Source organism: Thermomicrobium sp. 4228-Ro, assembly GCF_026241205.1.
Taxonomy (GTDB): domain Bacteria; phylum Chloroflexota; class Chloroflexia; order Thermomicrobiales; family Thermomicrobiaceae; genus Thermomicrobium.
The window spans coordinates 1,420,887-1,434,591 of sequence record NZ_JAPFQM010000001.1 but is presented as its reverse complement, the minus strand read 5'-3'; the positions used below and the strand labels follow the sequence as shown (position 1 = coordinate 1,434,591).

Here is a 13,705-nt window from a genome sequence, read left to right as displayed (position 1 = left end):
GACAGGTTACTATAGCGTGTGCAAAACGAAGGCCGGCTGCGGGAAGCCAGGAGGGAGCGAGCGGATGCGGTTCGGAGCGCACATGTCGATCGCGGGTGGAGTCGACCGGGCGATCGACCGGGCGATCGAGATCGGGTGCGAGGCGGTGCAGCTCTTCACGAAGAGCAGCAACCAATGGAAGGCTCGACCACTCTCGCCGGACGAGATCGAGCGCTTCAAGGAGAAGGCAGCCCGCTTCGGTATCCCGGTCGTGGCACACGATAGTTACCTCATCAACCTTGCGAGTCCCGACGACACGTTGTGGGAAAAATCGATCGCTGCCTTCCGCGAGGAACTGGAGCGCTGCGAAGTCCTGGGGATTCCGTATCTCGTCACGCACCCGGGCTCCTTCGGCGAGGCAGGACTCGAGTACGGTATCCAACGCGTCGCCGAGGCACTGAACCGCTTGCACGCCGACCTCCCCGGCTATCGCGTCATGACGCTCCTGGAGACGACGGCCGGCCAAGGAACCAGCCTCGGCTATCGCTTCGAGCACCTCGCGGCGATCGTCGAGCGGGTGCGCGAGCCAGAACGCATCGGCTACTGCTTCGACACGTGTCATGTCTTCGCAGCCGGCTACGAGCTGCGCACACCGGAAGGCTATGCAGCCACCATGGAGGAGTTCGACCGTATCCTCGGCCTCGAGCGTCTCTTCGTCTTCCACCTCAACGACTCCAAGCGGGAACTCGGCTCGCGGATCGACCGGCACGAGCATATCGGCCAGGGGAAGATCGGCCTCGATGGGTTCCGGCTGCTGGTGAACGATCCCCGCTTCCGCGAGCATCCCGGGCTGCTCGAAACTGAGAAGAGCCCGGATCTCCACGAGGATGTGGAGAACCTCCGCGTCTTGCGCAACCTCGTCGAACAGTGAACGGGCTGCCCGAAGCGGATCGCGTGCTTCGAGGGACTGGTGCCGAAAGTGGTATGATAAAGCAGCGGCGGTAACCGTGAGCAGTGCGTTCCGCCATCCGGAGCCCTCTCCGGCCGTCGAGTCGGCACCTCCAGAGAGCGGTGGGGCTCGTGCGAGACCAGATCGCACAGATTTTGGCTGACCTCGTGCACGAAGCTGAGGACGCGATCACGGCGCTCGAGCACCAGCTTCGAGCGATCCGGACGCGGGTGGATGCGCTGGCGAGTGAACTCGAGCAACAGCGGGTCCGGCTTCAGCTCCACATCGAAGAGCGCCTGATGGATGCAGCTGGATCGCTCGGCCCCGACGATCTCGCTGACTTGCGTGCGGCGGAGGATCGCTTGGCGGGAGTACTCGTTCAGGCACAAGCGTTCAGTCAACAACTCGCTGGCTTCCTGCAGCTCCTGGCAGTCAGCCGGCAACAGTTGAGCCGCAACCAGCGGCTCCCCGATCTCGACGCTGCGAAAGATCTCCTGGTGCGGCAAGCGATGGTGCGTGCGCAAGAAGAAGAACGGCGCCGGCTGGCACGCGAGATCCACGACGGACCTGCCCAGGTACTCGCCAACGCGATTCTCACCGTGCAGTACCTGACACGTTTGATCGAGCGGGGCACTGTCCAGATCGAGACACTGCACCAGGAACTCGTGCGCGTCGAGGAGACGTTACGCGAGGGACTGAGCGAGACCCGTCAATTCATGTTCGCGCTGCAGCCCACCACGCTCCAGCAACATGGCCTGCTTCGCACCGTCACGCTCTATCTCGACACTTTACGGCGGAACTTCCCGGCAGAACTCCACGTCGAGATGCCTGAAGCGTTACCACCGCTCACGCCCGAGCAAGAGCTCGCCGCCTTCCGCGTGGTCCAGGAGGCACTGCACAACGTGCAACGGCATTCCCACGCGCGGCACTGCTGGCTAAGGATTTCGGCGCACCCGTCCGAAATAGTTATCGAAGTTGCGGACGACGGCCAGGGCTTCCGGCCCGAACCAGTCGTTCCGACATCCAGTGGTGGCTTCGGGTTGCAGGGAATGCGCGAGCGTGCGGAACTCGTCGGTGGCCAGCTCGATATCCAGAGCCAGCCCAGCCAGGGGACGACGATCCGGCTCCGGATTCCCCTCGCAGTCAGCGCGATGCAGCAAACGAGCCTGCGGGCAGGAGAGAGCTGACCGGCATGCGGGCACAGAACCGTAAGGAGCGGCGCACATGAGTCCGATCAATATCCTCATCGTCGACGATCACCCGTTGTTCCGGAGCGGCATTCGCTGGAGTCTCGAGCAACATCCCCAGTTCGTCGTGGTCGGAGAAGCCTCGGACGGGAGCGAGGCCCTGCGGCTCGCCGACGAGTTCTCACCCGATGTCATTCTCGTCGATCTGAGTCTTCCGGGAATGAACGGCCTGGAGGTCGCCCGCGCGCTCAAGCGCCGGCAGCCTCAGGCCGGCGTGATCATCCTCACCATGCACCAGGACGACGAGCAGCTCTTCAACGCCATTCGTGCCGGTGCGTCCGCCTACTGCACGAAAGACATCCAACCTGATCAGTTGATCGACACCATCACGCGGGTGGCGCGCGGCGAGTATCTCATCAACGAGATGGTGCTCTCGCGCCCCTTCGTCGCCTCGCGTGTGCTCGACCAGTTCCGGGAGCTCTCGCGACTCGACCGCACCTCGAGCGGGTTCTTCTCACCGCTCACACCCCGCGAGATCGAGATCCTGGACTGCGTGGCACGCGGCTACAGTAACAAAGAGATCGCCCAGGCCCTCAACATCAGCGACCAGACCGTCAAGAACCACATCACCTCGATCCTGCGCAAGCTGGCAGTCAACGATCGGACACAGGCAGTCATTTACGCGCTCCGTCACGGCTGGATCAAGCTCGAGGATACGGAGGACAGCCTACCCGGATCGGCTCCCAGCTTCCGAGAACGAGGACGCCGCTAGCGCCGGCCGAAGTGCCGCTCGAGTTCCTCGGTACTGAGATGGACGACCGTCGGGCGACCGTGACCGCACGCATTCGGCGCCCGGCACTGTTCGAGCTGGCGGATGAGTTCTCGCATCTCCGGGAGCGAGAGTTCCTGCCCAGCCCGGATCGCTGAGTGGCAGGCCGTGCTGATCGCGACACATTCGAGCGGCGTTGTCCCGCGCCCACCGCTGGCCAGGTCGTCGAGCACGGCCGTCAGGACGCGCTCGATATTGCGCTGCACCACCCTCGGTACCGCCCGTACTGCGACACTCGCCCCGCCGAACGGCTCGACCTCCCAGCCGAGTTGCCGCAGGTCACCCGCGTACCGCTCGCTCGCCTCGAGCTGCTGCGGTGACAGTTCCAGTACCAGCGGCTCCAGCAATCGTTGCTGCTCGACTCCCCGCGTCGCCAGCTGCTCGAGCAACTGCTCGAGCAGGATCCGCTCGTGCGCAGCATGCTGGTCGATCAGATACATCCCATCCGGGCCTTCAGCGATGATGTACGACTGACGCACCTGGCCGAGCACGCGGAGGACCGGCAAGCGTCCTTCTGCCGGCGACGCGCCGGCTGAAGCCTCCCTGCTGTTCGCAGTCGGTGAGGATGGCAGGGGCGCCGGAACCGGCACACGAGAGGGGTCAGCCACCAGGAGTCGTCGCTGGACAACCGGTTGCTCGAGCGGGTTGAAGGTGACCGCCGGGGGCGGCTGCGTAGGAAGATGGCACAAGAGTGTCCGCCGCACTGCCTCGTGTACCGCTGCTGCCACGACCCGCTCGTCAGCGAAGCGCACCTCGCGCTTGGTCGGATGCACGTTCACATCGACCCGATCTGGTGGCAGCGAGACCGCCACGACACCGATCGGGTACCGCCCGACCATCAAGAGCGTGTGGTAGGCCTGCTCGATTGCGGCCACCAGCGTCCGGCTCTCGATCCACCGCCCGTTGACCAGCACGAAGAGCGCCTGCCGGTTGGCCCGTGCGACAACCGGCAGTCCGATCGCACCGTGCACCACGACATCGCCACTGTTGGTGGGTTCTAGCGGGACGATCTTGGCAGCGGTTTCCGCGCCGTAGACACCAGCGAGTGCATCGACGAGCCGACCACTCCCTGGCGTCGTGAGGACGGTACGACGATCCACGACGAGTTCCACCCGGACATCTGGGCGAGCCAGTGCCAGCGCAGCCAGTACGCGGTGAATGTATGCCGTTTCGGTCGCGTCCTGCCGTAGGAACCGCCGCCGGGCTGGCACGTTGGCGAAGAGATCGCGTACCGTCACGATGGTCCCAACGGGCATCCCGACCGGCTCGATTCGGCCGGATTTGCCGAAGCGGACGCGCAAGCGCCCACCATGACTCGCCTCGGACGGCCGACTGGCGATCTCGAAATCGCTCACCGCACTGATCGCTGCCAGCGCCTCGCCCCGGAAGCCATAGCTCGCCAGCCGCGCGAGATCCTCGAAACGGCGGAGTTTGGACGTCGCGTGCCGTTCGACAGCCAGCGGGAGTTCCTCGGCCGGGATCCCACAGCCATCGTCCTGCACGCGGATCAGCTCGCGCCCGCCGGCGACGACCTCGACCCGGATCGTGCGAGCACCCGCATCGAGTGCATTCTCGACCAGCTCCTTGACGACCGACGCTGGGCGCTCGACGACTTCGCCGGCAGCGATCCGTCGAACCGTCGCCTCGTCGAGTCGGACGATCGGCATCGTCTCCACCCCTCACGCGGGAGTATACGCGAGGACACCCGGCGTCAGGCGTCCGACCGGCCCACTCCCGCTTGCGCGACGAACGATTCTCTGGTACTGTACCGCGGGAAGCGTTTTCCCACCGGATTCGAGGACCCGCACGATGGCGAGCGCTTTGCCGGTGACCGTCGAAATCAGTCACGTGGTCGCGGTCAAGATTCTCGTGCCGACGCTGGAACACCTGATCGTCCGGGCGGCCGAACTCGTCGAGGCGACCGGAGACGAACCGCCGTATGCCACCTGGGTGCGCATCACCGGGTACGGGCTGCTGGCAGCCGTGCGCGAGGAACTCAGCGCGACACGCTGGGGCGAGCGGCCATTGCGGCTCGCGCTCGGTCCCGACGCGCTGGGCCTCCTGGCCGCTGCGCTCGGCAGCCTGCGCCGGAGCGCAGCGGGAACCGACAACGCGCTGCTCGAGGAAGCGCGTCTGCGCCTCTGGCTGACTGTCCCGCTGGAGACCGAGCTGACCTGGTGGCTTCCGCGCGAGCAGGCGACCGGAGAACTCGCGCCGCTCCTGCGGACACTGGGGCTGCGGGCGCAGGGTAACGACCGGCAACGTCTCGGCCGCATCGAGCGTTCGCTGGCCACCGCGCAACGGAGCGGTTCGGACGACGCGCTCCGCCTCCGCTCCCGCCTCGACGACCTCTGCTGGCTGGCCGAACAGGCTAGGCAGGGTCCCACAGCGCCCCGCTTGCAGGTGCTCCTCGAGCAACTGGTCGATCCGCTCCTGTCCGCGCGCCTGTGGGCAACAGCAGCTGGAGCGAGCCAGTCCGAACCCGCAGGAGTGTCGCACAGTGCCACGCACCGGCGTACCGAGACGGCACCCTCGCAGACCGTGCCACCGAGCATCCCTGGTCAGCCAGCTCCGGTTCTCCAGCGCTTCGTCGCCTGGGTGATCGATTCTGTCGCCTTCCTTGCGGCCTTCGGTCTCGGTACGGCAGTTGCGCCGCTCTTCTTCACCGGTTCGGCACAGGGGATAATCCTGCTGGATGCTACCTTGTACGACACGATCGTCGGACTCCTCGCCCTCGCTGGGCCGCTCGCCCTGGTGTATGGCTTCTGGATCTATCCAGTCGGCCGCTGGGGAGCGACGATCGGGATGCGAGCGGTCTCGATCAGAGCTGTCGACGAAACCGGCCGTCCGCCCGGTCAGGCGAAGGCGCTCGGTCGCACGATCGTCGCTGTTCTCCTGTGGTGGCTCCTGCTGCTCCCCTGGTGGCCGGCCCTCTCCCGGGCAGACCGCCGCGGACTGCACGACCTGGCGGCGAACGTTTGGGTCGTCACCGACGGGACGCAGCCGAGGAACTGAAGTACCCCTCGGCATCCATGCAGCGAGGGGCCTGTGCGTCATCTAGCTGCGGGCGTCGCATCCGGTCGGTGCCCCTGGTTCCGCGGCGACCGCACCGGTTCCTGTCCAGGCAGACCCCAGGAGCCCTGGCATCAGCCGCTCGGCCGCGCCGCGGTGCGGCGCAATGCTGGCCAGAGCGTGCGGACGAGCAGGAACCCCCACAGCACCCCACCGCCGACCTTGGCAGCGAACTCGATCGCCGTCACCAGCGGGACGAAGGAACCGAGCGCGATGAGCGGCCAGACGAGCGAGTCGGTGAGCGCACTCGCCACGTTCGACGCGTTGATGCGGACGAGTCTCGGGCGGCCGTGGAGCAGCGTATAGACGGCGGTATCGGTCAAGCCGGCAGCGAAAAATGCCGCGAAAGAGGCGAGCGCGACCCGGCCAGCAGCACCGTTCAGCAGGAAGGAAAGCAAAGAGCCAGCGCCGACCAGGGCGAGCATCCGTGGCCAGAGCGCCGAGCGCTCCCAACGCTCGTGCAAGGCATCGCGCACGACCAGGTCGACCGCGATGAAGAGGAAACAGACGACCGCATCGACCACGACGAACTGCTGCAGCGGGAGACCGGTCGCCGCGGTCATCACCAGGTTGGCGACGACGACGGCCAGGAGATAGATCGCGATCGCCACCAGCGTCATCGCAGTTACCCCCGAAGGATGGACTCGACGGCTCGTGAGCGTGGCGACTGCCAGGCAACGCACACGACCCGATTCTAGCCGATGTTGCGGCAAGCTCGTATCCCCTTCAGGATCGGCGTCCGCCTGGAGGGAAGAACGCCGCACGCGCGGACGCGACCCCATCGAGCCGTGTTGCACTCGTCGCGGGAAGCCGTTGCGACGGCCTGGTTCTGGCGACGCACCGTCCAGCGTGCGGGCCACATCGCGGACCTCCACGCGTCCTCTCGTTCCCCTCGCCGACCCGCGGGTAGGACTCGTCTCGCACGGCGATGCGCTCGGGCCGCATCCTGCGAGCGCGCGCCGCCCAGGCGGGAGCAGCGCACGAGGCGGAGCCTCGTCCGCGGACGCTCGTCACCGTCGCCTGCTCACCACGCGAGAGCGCGCACGAACGCCTCCCAGAGACCGGCGACATCGCGCCGGATGGCGTTGGTGATCTCCGAGGTGGGGCACTGCAGCCACCGCCCGCCGACTGCCTCCAGCGCAGGGCGAAGCTCCCCCGCCGCCGCGATCTGTGCGCCCACCAGGCCAGGAGCACTCCGGTGCCAGACGAAGACGAGATGGGCCTGGTCACCGGCAATGACGGCGAGGAGCGGGGACGACGCGATCGCCGCGAGATAGAGGTCGGAAACGTTCGGTCCGAACCGAGGTGGGTGCGTGTGCAGGAAGACAGCCTGATAGAGCTTCCCGAGCTCGTGAAACGGTACCCGTACGGAGCTGTCATCACCGCGGTAGTGCCCGCGCAGTCCGCCATCGGGTGCGATCACCCAGAGCTGCTCGGGTGGGAAGGGTGCATCGAGCTGCAGGCAGTGCCGCACCGTCTCGGCGATACGATCCCAGTGCACCTCCAGAGGGAGCCCGTGCTCATGGAGGGACGGAACCTTGTTCACCGGAGTCATCGCCCTCCCTCACTCGAACCCGGCACGCGGCTGGCGGAGCGCTCCTCGACGAGACCGGTTTCCGCTCAGTGACCGAGAGCCCGCTGCCCAGCGCGAACATCCGCGGGTGCTACCGACACTGCGATACCACCGACTCACGAGACAGTCCCCGCAGGTTTCGAGCCCGCAAACGGTCCTGTCAGAACTGTCCGCGCCGAGCAGAAGCCCTTCCTGGTCCGACTGTTTCACGCCCTCGGCGGCACCTGTCGAAACCTCTGGTAGGATGCCACAACGCAAACCACCGAAGCACTGCTTCGAGCCCTCAGAGGTACTGTCGAAACCAGGCACCCCCACCCGGCACCTTCCCGGCTCCGGCTCTCGACCCGCGGCTAGTCCCCTCTCCGTTGTGCACCCCACTTTCGCCTCCTCTTGACAGAAAACGCCAGGCGCTCTGCCTGGCGTTTTCTGCTCCACCTCGTTGCCTCTCGCTTCACTCGATCTCGAGTGTCCCCTCCTCCAGCATCTCCTCGTACTCGTCGAGATCCAGATCAAGCCAGTTAGTGTAGGTGACGACAGCTTGCGATTCCGCTGCCGAAAACCCGTCCTCCGCCACGAAAGCGTACCCCAGTTCTTCGAGAGCCATCCCCACTGCTGCCAGAGCGACGCAGCCTCCGTCGACTGCGTCCAGTGACACTTTGGAAGCCAGCTCCCATTTGAGCTGCTGGTACGCTTCGTCGGTGAGTTCGCTGGCTCGGCTTGAGTACCGCTTCGCGGTCTGTGACCTCCAGCTTGTACCGGCTCTCCAGCTGCTCCAACCCCCACTCCAGATCCTCGTCGTCGACTGGAGATGGCCACGGCCCTCGCAGCCATCAGGGTCGCCTCCTGTCCTCTTGCCGCACTCTCCAAGCCAAGTACTGTCGAACGCGGTATCCAGACGCCTCACCGAAGTCGTACCCAAGGCAGCCTCGTTTGATGCCGTCATAGTTGCTGTCGAAACGCTTCCCAGCGGTCACTGCGTGAGGACTGAAGCGCTCTGCTCGGCGTCTTGCAAGCGCGCACAGGTACTGCTCACGAGGAGGTGGTCGCACGTCGACGAACTCTGCTCGTGTTTCAAGCCCTCATAGGTACTGTCGAAACTTGTCGTTGCCACTGCCGTTGCTCGTTGCCACTGCGTTTCAAGCCCTCATAGGTACTGTCGAAACACGGCTCCCAGTGCGCGAAGAGCGGCTGCAAGCGCGGTTTCAAGCCCTCATAGGTACTGTCGAAACCACCTCCTCCATGCGCTCCCGCGCACGGAGGAGGAAGTTTCAAGCCCTCATAGGTACTGTCGAAACAGGCCGAGTACACCCGGGCCCTCGACGACCTGAACGGGGTTTCAAGCCCTCATAGGTACTGTCGAAACGCCAGCGGCTAGGCATCGGGACTCTCCTGTCCGTCGTTTCAAGCCCTCATAGGTACTGTCGAAACACGGACGAGCGAGCGCGCCAGGTCGTCGAAGACTACGTTTCAAGCCCTCATAGGTACTGTCGAAACTCTCACCTCACTCCCTTCATCGACCATAGCATGACTGTTTCAAGCCCTCATAGGTACTGTCGAAACCTGCTCGCTCGATATCGTCGAAGGCGTCTGGTTCCCGTTTCAAGCCCTCATAGGTACTGTCGAAACTCCGCACCGAGACGCGGAAACTGCGCCATCTCCACGTTTCAAGCCCTCATAGGTACTGTCGAAACCTCGAACGTTGGTTCGGACGGAGAGTCTCGGACAAGGTTTCAAGCCCTCATAGGTACTGTCGAAACGACGACTCGGTTTCTGTCCGTTGAGTATGCGGACCAGTTTCAAGCCCTCATAGGTACTGTCGAAACTTGCCGTGACCCACGGATTCTCGCCCCACGGGTCACGTTTCAAGCCCTCATAGGTACTGTCGAAACTGTACGGTACGGTGGATGGCGACCACCAGCACGACATGTTTCAAGCCCTCATAGGTACTGTCGAAACACTCAACGCCTTTTCGAGCAGAAATGCGAGGATAGAGTTTCAAGCCCTCATAGGTACTGTCGAAACGCCATGGCGAAGCAGACGAAGCGCACCTGGTACTAGTTTCAAGCCCTCATAGGTACTGTCGAAACGTGAGCGAGCCGAGGCGGGCGCACCGGTCGCGGCGGGGTTTCAAGCCCTCATAGGTACTGTCGAAACAGGTGGGTGGGGTCCCGTTCGGACTGACGAACTTTTGTGGTTTCAAGCCCTCATAGGTACTGTCGAAACAGGCGACCGCACTGACTGTGACGAGCGCAGTGCTCCGTTTCAAGCCCTCATAGGTACTGTCGAAACCCGGTCTCGACTGCCGCGGAACGACGCGTAGGCCGCGTTTCAAGCCCTCATAGGTACTGTCGAAACCGAGGGCCTCCGCTGGTACGCGGAGGCGCGTGAAGCGGGTTTCAAGCCCTCATAGGTACTGTCGAAACCAGCAGTACCCGGCGTCGAATGTCCCGAACCTCCCACGTTTCAAGCCCTCATAGGTACTGTCGAAACCTCGCTGGAAAGAAACTCTACTGGCATGCGGGAATCGTGGTTTCAAGCCCTCATAGGTACTGTCGAAACCGAGTGGCACGTGACGATTGACGACAACACACTTGCGTTTCAAGCCCTCATAGGTACTGTCGAAACGCTCGCCACGGTGACCGCGACGGCGCCCGTTCCGGCCAGTTTCAAGCCCTCATAGGTACTGTCGAAACCGAAGGAGCCTGACTATGCGGTTAACGGCCGAGGAAGTTTCAAGCCCTCATAGGTACTGTCGAAACCAGTTCGCAAGCGTAGTGCATACGGAACTTGTTTCGCGTTTCAAGCCCTCATAGGTACTGTCGAAACCGCGCGCCGCGCGCGCGGTCGTGTTCGTTGATGAACTGTTTCAAGCCCTCATAGGTACTGTCGAAACGCCGTTGCATTCTGTGCACGCTCTCCGCTCCGTCGTGTTTCAAGCCCTCATAGGTACTGTCGAAACTTGTCGTTGCCACTGCCGTTGTCGTTGCCACTGCGTTTCAAGCCCTCATAGGTACTGTCGAAACCGATCGCATCTTTTACGGCGAAGATGCAGAAATCTTGTTTCAAGCCCTCATAGGTACTGTCGAAACGGCTTCCGGGTCGGTGTAGCGGAGCGCGGCGCACGGGTTTCAAGCCCTCATAGGTACTGTCGAAACACGGCTCCCAGTGCGCGAAGAGCGGCTGCAAGCGCGGTTTCAAGCCCTCATAGGTACTGTCGAAACGACCGGCTCGCTGCGCGTTGCGTTCTGCCGATCCGGGTTTCAAGCCCTCATAGGTACTGTCGAAACGCCCGAAGGGGGGGCAAGTACGATGGGTCGTATGAGTTTCAAGCCCTCATAGGTACTGTCGAAACCTGCGTCGTTGCGTCGTCGCCTGCCCTACTGAACGAGTTTCAAGCCCTCATAGGTACTGTCGAAACCGTTCGACCCACCATTGCTGAACCCCCTTCGGACTAGTTTCAAGCCCTCATAGGTACTGTCGAAACTCATGCTCCCTCCCCTAGAGCTGAACGAGACTCCGAGTTTCAAGCCCTCATAGGTACTGTCGAAACATCGAGTCTCGAGCGACTGCATCGATCGACTCCCTTGTTTCAAGCCCTCATAGGTACTGTCGAAACGTCCTCAGATACCTTGACCAGTCCAGCGATCGCCAGTTTCAAGCCCTCATAGGTACTGTCGAAACATGCCGACTCGTCATCGCATACCTTAGTCAGTCCTGGTTTCAAGCCCTCATAGGTACTGTCGAAACGGGGCGGTGTACCAGGTGTTCGAGCGTGCCGTCCTGTTTCAAGCCCTCATAGGTACTGTCGAAACTAGCCACCGGCCGGCTCGGCCTCATCGGCGCTGACCGTTTCAAGCCCTCATAGGTACTGTCGAAACCCGCGACGCCGACGGCATCGTGACCGAGATCTGGGTTTCAAGCCCTCATAGGTACTGTCGAAACCTCGATCCCGAGCGCGGCACGGACGCTCGAAACGAGGTTTCAAGCCCTCATAGGTACTGTCGAAACCGCGACACTCACTGCAATACCCATCTCGAGGGGCACGGTTTCAAGCCCTCATAGGTACTGTCGAAACGCGCAAGACTCGCTTTCCCGACACGACAATCCTCGGTTTCAAGCCCTCATAGGTACTGTCGAAACAGAATCAACGACGTAGAGGAAGATTTCTGCATCGGGTTTCAAGCCCTCATAGGTACTGTCGAAACTCGGCCGGCGCGCCGGCGTCAGCTCGGCCACTCCTCGTTTCAAGCCCTCATAGGTACTGTCGAAACCCTCTCGGAGGCGGAATGGTTCGTCTTGTTCCGCGTCGTTTCAAGCCCTCATAGGTACTGTCGAAACTCAATGCGCGTCATAGCCGGGTACGGCTCATAGGCGAGTTTCAAGCCCTCATAGGTACTGTCGAAACTCGCGAGACCTTATCCGCGTTTCACCTCACCTTCGCTAGTTTCAAGCCCTCATAGGTACTGTCGAAACTCATGAGTGCTGGCCTTGCCGTCCTCGGTTTCCTAGTAGTTTCAAGCCCTCATAGGTACTGTCGAAACACAGCGGCGGCGGCTACGCGCGCGTCGCGGTGACGAAGTTTCAAGCCCTCATAGGTACTGTCGAAACTGCGCCAGCGCGCCCCACCACGCCACGACCAGCGAGGTTTCAAGCCCTCATAGGTACTGTCGAAACGCCGTGCCGCGAGCTCGTGCCGACCGCGCAGCCGCCGTTTCAAGCCCTCATAGGTACTGTCGAAACCCTCCGCGAGGCGGAGGCCCTCGCCGCCGCCTCCGGTTTCAAGCCCTCATAGGTACTGTCGAAACCCGCGCGTTTCTGCCGATGATATTGTCGCTCGCCTCGTTTCAAGCCCTCATAGGTACTGTCGAAACACGATCACCTCTTCGCAGGCATTCGTGAGCGCGTAGGTTTCAAGCCCTCATAGGTACTGTCGAAACCCCTCGAGGCGACCCCGAGGGTCGCCGCTGACGCGTTTCAAGCCCTCATAGGTACTGTCGAAACGGGTGATATGGAGTTGTAGCCGTTTTCCTCAGTGTCCGTTTCAAGCCCTCATAGGTACTGTCGAAACTCCGCTGGGAGCTGAACGAGGTCGGGACGTTCTCGGCCGTTTCAAGCCCTCATAGGTACTGTCGAAACTCGAAGCCGTGCGCCTCACCCGCCCCGTCACCGTGGTTTCAAGCCCTCATAGGTACTGTCGAAACTCACGAGCTTCTCTTTCCGCGAGTCGTCGGTGCCGGTTTCAAGCCCTCATAGGTACTGTCGAAACACTCCCGTCGCGACTCCCACTCCCTTCATCGACCAGTTTCAAGCCCTCATAGGTACTGTCGAAACGTCATCATCATGATCGCACATTCGTGCCACTCCGTGTTTCAAGCCCTCATAGGTACTGTCGAAACGAACAATGTTCGAGTGGAACGGACTGACACTGACGAGTTTCAAGCCCTCATAGGTACTGTCGAAACTCATCTTCAATGTTGTTGACCAGAAGTGCTAGGTTAGTTTCAAGCCCTCATAGGTACTGTCGAAACGAACGCGCGGTCGCCGAGAAGGTGATCGAGGTTTCGTTTCAAGCCCTCATAGGTACTGTCGAAACCGTTCGCGCTATCACCTCACTCCCGTCATCGACCAGTTTCAAGCCCTCATAGGTACTGTCGAAACTCGACTTCGATTCACGACTCCGACTCCGACTCCGAGTGGTTTCAAGCCCTCATAGGTACTGTCGAAACCTGTGCCGCAACCGCCGCGACGGATGCTCGAGGCGGGTTTCAAGCCCTCATAGGTACTGTCGAAACCCAGGTGCCGTTGACGCCGCAGCCGAGGGACTATGGGGTTTCAAGCCCTCATAGGTACTGTCGAAACCGGTGGCGCGTTCCTGGTCGCCGTCACGGTGCTCGCGGTTTCAAGCCCTCATAGGTACTGTCGAAACGCCGGCCAGCCGCGCGGCTCTTCGACGGCTATGACCTGTTTCAAGCCCTCATAGGTACTGTCGAAACACGGCAACGCGGCAACGCATCTATCAGCTCCCGGCCGTTTCAAGCCCTCATAGGTACTGTCGAAACGGACGGCCTCGTCGTCGGTGCCGTCGCAGTCGGCGAGTTTCAAGCCCTCATAGGTAC

Annotated in this window: 8 protein-coding genes and 1 CRISPR repeat array (1 of these 9 running past the window's edge); of the genes, 4 read left to right on the top strand and 4 right to left on the bottom strand. The window is 62.3% G+C overall.

The genetic code is table 11. The features are described 5' to 3' along the window. Positions 1–64: 64 nt before the first annotated feature. From OO015_RS06800 to OO015_RS06790, 3 genes are all read left to right on the top strand, one after another. Entirely contained in the window at positions 65–910 is an 846-nt protein-coding gene (locus OO015_RS06800; protein WP_265940479.1) for a deoxyribonuclease IV, read from the top strand. A 149-nt stretch (positions 911–1,059) separates the two neighbouring features. Then, positions 1,060–2,115, top strand: a complete 1,056-nt coding sequence (locus tag OO015_RS06795; RefSeq protein ID WP_265940478.1) for a sensor histidine kinase — start codon at positions 1,060–1,062, stop codon at positions 2,113–2,115. Between the two features lie 37 nt (positions 2,116–2,152). Continuing rightward, a complete protein-coding gene (locus tag OO015_RS06790) occupies positions 2,153–2,887 on the top strand; it encodes a response regulator (protein ID WP_265940477.1) in 735 nt (244 codons plus the stop codon). Here the strand turns inward: OO015_RS06790 and mutL are convergent. Then, positions 2,884–4,611, bottom strand: a complete 1,728-nt coding sequence (mutL, locus tag OO015_RS06785) for a DNA mismatch repair endonuclease MutL (protein ID WP_265940476.1) — start codon at positions 4,609–4,611, stop codon at positions 2,884–2,886. The genes OO015_RS06790 and mutL overlap by 4 nt on opposite strands. 142 nt (positions 4,612–4,753) lie before the next feature. Here mutL and OO015_RS06780 point away from each other — a divergent pair, with 142 nt between their 5' ends. Next, positions 4,754–5,959 carry an RDD family protein gene (locus OO015_RS06780; RefSeq protein ID WP_265940475.1) on the top strand — a complete coding sequence of 402 codons (1,206 nt, stop codon included), beginning with the start codon at positions 4,754–4,756 and terminating at the stop codon, positions 5,957–5,959. 131 nt (positions 5,960–6,090) lie between these two features. Here OO015_RS06780 and OO015_RS06775 read toward each other — a convergent pair whose 3' ends face one another. From OO015_RS06775 to OO015_RS06765, 3 genes are all read right to left on the bottom strand, one after another. Beyond that, a complete protein-coding gene (locus tag OO015_RS06775; RefSeq protein WP_265940474.1) occupies positions 6,091–6,636 on the bottom strand; it encodes a VUT family protein in 546 nt (181 codons plus the stop codon). A 404-nt stretch (positions 6,637–7,040) separates the two neighbouring features. Further along, on the bottom strand, positions 7,041–7,571 hold the full coding sequence (locus OO015_RS06770) for a hypothetical protein (RefSeq protein ID WP_265940473.1): 531 nt from the start codon (positions 7,569–7,571) through the stop codon (positions 7,041–7,043). A 469-nt stretch (positions 7,572–8,040) separates the two neighbouring features. Further along, complete coding sequence (locus tag OO015_RS06765) at positions 8,041–8,193, bottom strand: hypothetical protein (protein WP_265940472.1); 153 nt, start codon at positions 8,191–8,193, stop codon at positions 8,041–8,043. Positions 8,194–8,657: 464 nt separating this feature from the next. Beyond that, a CRISPR array of direct repeats spans positions 8,658–13,705; the repeat unit is 30 nt; unit sequence GTTTCAAGCCCTCATAGGTACTGTCGAAAC (it continues 3,186 nt past the right edge of the window).

Coding starts and splice junctions, on each gene's coding strand:
- OO015_RS06800 (WP_265940479.1), top strand. CDS start 65: ATGCGGTTCGGAGCGCACATGTCGATCGCGGGTGGAGTCGACCGGGCG.
- OO015_RS06790 (WP_265940477.1), top strand. CDS start 2,153: ATGAGTCCGATCAATATCCTCATCGTCGACGATCACCCGTTGTTCCGG.
- mutL (WP_265940476.1), bottom strand. CDS start 4,611: ATGCCGATCGTCCGACTCGACGAGGCGACGGTTCGACGGATCGCTGCC.
- OO015_RS06780 (WP_265940475.1), top strand. CDS start 4,754: ATGGCGAGCGCTTTGCCGGTGACCGTCGAAATCAGTCACGTGGTCGCG.
- OO015_RS06775 (WP_265940474.1), bottom strand. CDS start 6,636: ATGACGCTGGTGGCGATCGCGATCTATCTCCTGGCCGTCGTCGTCGCC.
- OO015_RS06770 (WP_265940473.1), bottom strand. CDS start 7,571: ATGACTCCGGTGAACAAGGTTCCGTCCCTCCATGAGCACGGGCTCCCT.
- OO015_RS06765 (WP_265940472.1), bottom strand. CDS start 8,193: ATGGCTCTCGAAGAACTGGGGTACGCTTTCGTGGCGGAGGACGGGTTT.